Here is a 5,318-nt window from a genome sequence, read left to right as displayed (position 1 = left end):
CGCTCATCATGGCCAGCTTCCTGCTGTCGACGCTGGCCGATGTGCTGACGCCGCTCTATTCCGGCCGGCTGGTCGACGCCGTCGCCAGCAGCGCCGGCGCCGACGCGATTGCCTGGAATGCCGCGCTGACGGCGTTCTCGATGTTGATGGCGCTGGCGCTGGCCGGCGTCGTGTTGCGCAACCTGGCGTTCATGGGCATCGTCGAGCTGACCTTGAAGATGATGGCCGACATCGCCGCCGATGCTTTCCATCGCGTTCAGCGCTTTTCCACCGACTGGCATGCCAACAGCTTTGCCGGCTCGACCGTCCGCAAGGTGACGCGCGGCATGTGGGCGCTCGACCTGCTCAACGACACCATCCTCATCGCGTTGCTGCCGTCGATCGTCATGCTGGTCGGGTCGACGTTGCTGCTTGGCTGGTTCTGGCCGTTGATGGGTGCGGTCGTTGCTGCCGGTTCGGTGCTGTTCATCACGGTGACGGCGCTGCTGTCACTTGGCTATGTCGCGCCGGCGGCAAGGCTCGCCAACACCTGGGATACCCGCCTCGGCGGCTCGCTGGCCGACGCGGTCAGCTGCAACGCCGTGGTCAAGGGCTTTGGCGCCGAGGAGCGCGAAGAACGCCGCCTGGCCGAGGTCGTCGCCAAATGGCGTGCGCGTACACGGCGCACCTGGGTGCGCGGCACCATCAACGGCACCACGCAAGGAGTGCTGCTGCTGGTCATGCGCGCTGCGGTGATCGGCCTGGCGCTGATGCTGTGGTCCTGGGGGCAGGCGAGCGCCGGCGACGTTGCGTTCGTGCTGACCTCGCTCTTTGTGCTGCAGGGCTATCTCAGGGACATCGGCACGCATATCCGCAACCTGCAGCGCTCCATCAACGATATGGAAGAGCTGGTCGATTTCCAGTCCGAACCGCTCGGCATCGAGGACCGGCCAGGTGCCAAGCCGATCCGGATCACCGAAGGACGGATCAGCTTCGACAACGTCACCTTTCACTATGGCCATCACCGATCCGCGCTTTACCGCGACTTTTCGGTCGATATCGCGCCGGGTGAGCGCGTCGGGCTGGTCGGCCATTCGGGGTCGGGCAAGACGACCTTCGTCAAGCTTATCCAGCGGCTCTATGACGTGAACGCGGGGAAAATCCTGGTCGACGGTCAGGACATCTCGCAGGTGGCGCAAGCCTCGCTGCGCGGGCAGATCGCCATCGTTCAGCAGGAGCCGATCCTGTTCCACCGGTCCCTGGCCGAAAACATCGCCTATGCCAGGCCGAGTGCGTCGCAGGAGGAGATCGAGCATGCCGCGAAGCTGGCGAGTGCGCATGACTTCATCACCAACCTGCCAAAGGGCTACGGTACACTGGTCGGCGAACGCGGCGTGAAACTGTCGGGTGGCGAGCGTCAGCGCGTGGCGATCGCGCGCGCCTTCCTTGCCGATGCGCGCATCCTGATCCTCGACGAGGCGACATCGAGCCTCGATTCGGAATCGGAGGTGCTGATCCAGCAGGCGATGGAGCGGCTGATGGTCGGCCGCACCACGCTGGTCATCGCGCACCGGCTTTCGACAGTGCGGGCGCTCGACAGGCTGCTGGTCTTCGATCGCGGCAACATCGTCGAGGAAGGCTCGCATGACGAACTGATCCGGCTGAAAGGCGGCATCTACCGTCGCCTGTTCGAACGCCAGGCGCTCGAACTGACCAAGGGACTTGTCAGCTGACCTGAGGCGGCCTCCAGCTTCGGCCGGAGGCCGCCTCTGTCAGGCACGGTCAGCCCAGCGGGCTGGAGCAGGAGATGCGATCGCAGGAAGGCAGTCGATCCGTCGATCAGCGCCGTGATGCTGGCCGACTTGATTTGCCTGTGAAGTCCTGTCCGGATAGTAAGTCTTGGGACCTCTGTTCATCATATTGACCGAGATACGTTGTTTCTACCATTGGTTGATATATATCCGATGGAGGCAACCCACGGACGTTCTTCACGATGCATCTTTCTGCGAATGCCGAGGAAAAGTTGGCTGCGCCGTCAGTGCTGGAATCTCAGCATGGCTCGGTTCGGCCGCTTGCTGCCGAAGATCTCGAGCGCGTCGCCGCACTCTTCCTGACGAAGTTTCGCCGGCGCCGCCGTCACCTCCTCGATCGCGCGATCGCCGAAACGGCCGCGTATATGAGAGAGATTTATCTCGACCCTGCCGGCCACTCCGGTGAAAGCAACGCTCTTGTCCAGATCAACCGGCAGGGCCGCCTGGGTGGGTTCCTCGGCGTTTTGAAAGCCCGCTACGAGCTCAATGGTGCGCCATTGAATGCGGCGATCATCGGGCCGCTCATGGCCGACCCCGGCACCGATGACGGCTCGGCCGGACCGCAATTGCTGCGGGCATTGCATCAAGGCGAATTCGATCTGCAGCTGACCGATTCGGCCAACCGGACATCCTTGGCCTTCGCGCGCCCGATGAAGTATCAACTCCTGCCGGTGCATTGTCTGGGATGGACATATGTCTTCCGGCCGGCGGGAATGGCCGCCGCCGCACTGCACCGTAAATGGCCCGGCCTGCCTCACCTTGTACTCGACCCCTTTGCGCGAGCATTCGATGCTCTTGCGAAAAGAAGGTTCGAGCCCCCCGTCCAGCATTCATCGTCGCATCGCACCCACCGTGAGCCGATCAATGCCGTGCAATTTGCCGAGGAACTGCCGACCCTCCTGTCTGGTTACGCTCTTCGGCCGAGTTGGAAGGATGGGGAGTTGCCACGGCTGCTTGCGCTGGCGGCCGAGAAGCGGGCCGACGGCCCCCTTCATTTCGGTGGGATCTACGACGAAACGGGCAAAATGCTCGGTTGTTATGCCTTCTATGGTCAAGCCGGCGACATGGCGAACCTGTTGCAAATCCAGGCATTCGGATCGCATTGGGGCGCGACGCTGGATGCGCTTGTCGCCGCCGCATGGGAGATGGGCTGCGTGGGCATCACCGGGCAGACGCAGACCAGATTCATATCCCAACTCTTTGGCTACAAGAATGTCTTCTTCCGCTATGCCGGGGGAACGATGGTCCGCTCGCGGATCGCCGAGGTCACGGAAGCGGTCCGCTCCGGCGACATCTTTATCGGTGGATTGGTGGGCGACCGCTGGACCCGCCTCAGTTCCGATGATTTCGGCCGCTGATCGCCTTCAACCGGTGGTCGGCCCCAGCGGCTGGCAGCGCTCGGTTACAAAGGCCGCCTGCGGAATGGGTGCCTCCTGAGGCGTCCAACGCCCGGTCTTTTCATTCCAGCCGCCATGTTCTATGTCTGCCGGGCAGCGCGGGGGCGCGTCTTGTCAATCGTAAAAGCATCCGGTACGCCCCGCTCATGACAGTTACCGTTCGTTTCGCCCCTTCGCCGACCGGCCGCATCCATATCGGCAATGCGCGCACGGCTCTGTTCAACTGGCTGTTCGCCGTGAACAACAAGGGTCGCTTCATCCAGCGCTTCGACGACACCGACATTGCGCGCTCGAAGCAGGAGTTTTCCGACGCCATCCTATACGACCTGCATTGGTTGGGCATTTTTCCCGACGCCACCGAGTACCAGTCGCGGCGCTTCGAAGTCTATGACGCGGCGGTCGAGAGGCTGAAGGCGGCAGGCGTTCTCTATGCCTGCTACGAAACGCCGGAGGAGCTGGATCTCAGGCGCAAGGTGCGCCGCACGCGCGGTCTGCCGCCCGTCTATGGCCGCGAGGCGTTGACCCTTACGCACGAACAGATCGCCGAATACCAGACCGATGGCCGCCGGCCGCACTGGCGTTTTCTCCTGCCCAATTTCTCAGACGATCCACAACAGCCGGAACGCACTGAAATCCACTGGAACGACTTGGTGCGCGGTGAGGAAACCGTCGATCTGGCCTCGCTTTCCGACCCGGTCCTGGTGCGCGAGGACGGCACCTATCTCTATACGCTGCCTTCCGTGGTCGACGACATCGAGATGGGCGTCAGCCATGTCATCCGCGGCGACGACCATGTCACCAACACCGGCGTGCAGATCGCCCTGTTCCAGGCACTGGCTGCCACGCCGCCAGTGTTCGGCCACCACAATCTCCTGACCACCGCATCGGGCGAGGGCTTGTCGAAGCGCACCGGCGCGCTCTCCATCGAAAGCCTGCGCGAGGACGGCATCGAGCCGATGGCCGTCGCATCATTGGCCGTCCTGGTAGGCACTTCGGAGAATGTCGCGGCGATGCCGACGATGGGCGAACTCGCCGAACGCTTCGATCCGGCGGCGACATCGAAATCCGCGGCCAAGTTCGATCCGGACGAGCTGTTCGTGCTCAACCGGTCGCTGCTGCACCACATGCCGTTCGCCGAGGCACAAGACCGTCTCATCGTGCTCGGCGTCTCCGGCGAGCAGGCCGAACCGTTCTGGCTGGCGGTGCGCGGCAATCTCGACAGGCTGGCCGATGCGGTCAACTGGTGGCGCATCCTGCGCGAAGGACCGCAGGAGAAGCCGCAATTTTCCGATGACGACCGCGACTTTCTTCGACAGGCGTTCGACCTGCTGCCGGAGGAACCCTGGACCGCGACGATCTGGAAGGACTGGACGGGCAAGATCAGGGAAGCGACCGGCCGCAAGGGCAAGGCGTTGTTCATGCCACTCAGGACAGCCCTTACCGGACTGCCTTCGGGGCCGGAGCTTGCAGATCTATTGCCGCTGATGGGTCGGGAAGGAACGTTGGCCCGACGACCCTGACCTTGCGCTGTTCCGGCGGCAGCGCGGACACGGGCGACGTCACCGGCCTCGCGGAAAGCCGCTTGATCGCCTCGCGGTCGAGCCCACCTTCCAGATTGGCCAGCGTTTCGGGATCGGCGCCCGGATCAGGTTTTGCAACCGGGACTGGAATGAATGATGACGCGTCTGTCTCTGGCTGCGATTGCACCGGATTCGGCGGATTGCCGGCGATGATCTGGAAACCCTGCGCAGCGGCGTTGCAGCCGCAAGCCGGCGGCCGCGACACGCCGGGCTGCTTGTAGAGATAGGCGGTCGGCAATTCGCTGTAAGGCCGGCCGGTGACAGATGACGTCATCGACGCCGAATCGTCGTCCATGCCGCGCGAATAGAAAACCTGCATCTCGGTGCCGGGGCAGCTCGATTCGCAATTCTTCTGGTCGCGTTCGAAATCGCCTGCCGAGGCCGAGTTCGACATAGGGAAAAAGTAGCCGTCGCAGGTGCGCACACAGGACGTGTGGAATTCGCCACCGACGCTCGGAAAATCCGGTACGCCGGGCTGGTTGAGCACACGGCGGACATTGCGCTCCTCGCTGGGATCGTCGGGCTGGTTGGGTTCATCAAGCATATTGAGC

4 protein-coding genes are annotated in these 5,318 nt (G+C 63.3%); 3 read left to right on the top strand and 1 reads right to left on the bottom strand.

What is annotated here, in order from left to right; all coding sequences use genetic code 11:
• The first annotated feature begins 8 nt into the window (after positions 1 to 8).
• From EN949_RS32615 to gltX, 3 genes are all read left to right on the top strand, one after another.
• On the top strand, positions 9 to 1,712 hold the full coding sequence (locus EN949_RS32615) for an ABC transporter ATP-binding protein (protein ID WP_127371907.1): 1,704 nt from the start codon (positions 9 to 11) through the stop codon (positions 1,710 to 1,712).
• Positions 1,713 to 1,972: 260 nt separating this feature from the next.
• Positions 1,973 to 3,148: a hypothetical protein gene (locus tag EN949_RS32610; protein WP_013531893.1), complete on the top strand. Its 1,176-nt coding sequence runs from the start codon at positions 1,973 to 1,975 to the stop codon at positions 3,146 to 3,148.
• A gap of 185 nt (positions 3,149 to 3,333) precedes the next feature.
• Positions 3,334 to 4,707 (top strand): glutamate--tRNA ligase, encoded by a 1,374-nt coding sequence (gltX, locus tag EN949_RS32605; RefSeq protein WP_127366344.1) that lies wholly within the window; start codon positions 3,334 to 3,336, stop codon positions 4,705 to 4,707.
• On the opposite strand, the gene EN949_RS32600 is transcribed toward gltX, so the two are convergent.
• The coding region (locus tag EN949_RS32600) for a DUF2865 domain-containing protein (RefSeq protein ID WP_127371906.1) at positions 4,625 to 5,318 on the bottom strand (694 nt) is incomplete at its 5' end. The genes gltX and EN949_RS32600 overlap by 83 nt on opposite strands.

The sequence above is a fragment of the Mesorhizobium sp. M7A.F.Ca.US.007.01.2.1 genome (assembly GCF_003998165.1).
Lineage (GTDB): Bacteria > Pseudomonadota > Alphaproteobacteria > Rhizobiales > Rhizobiaceae > Mesorhizobium > Mesorhizobium ciceri.
The sequence above is the reverse complement of the archived record's forward strand: the minus strand, read 5'-3'. Positions and strand labels throughout refer to the sequence as shown.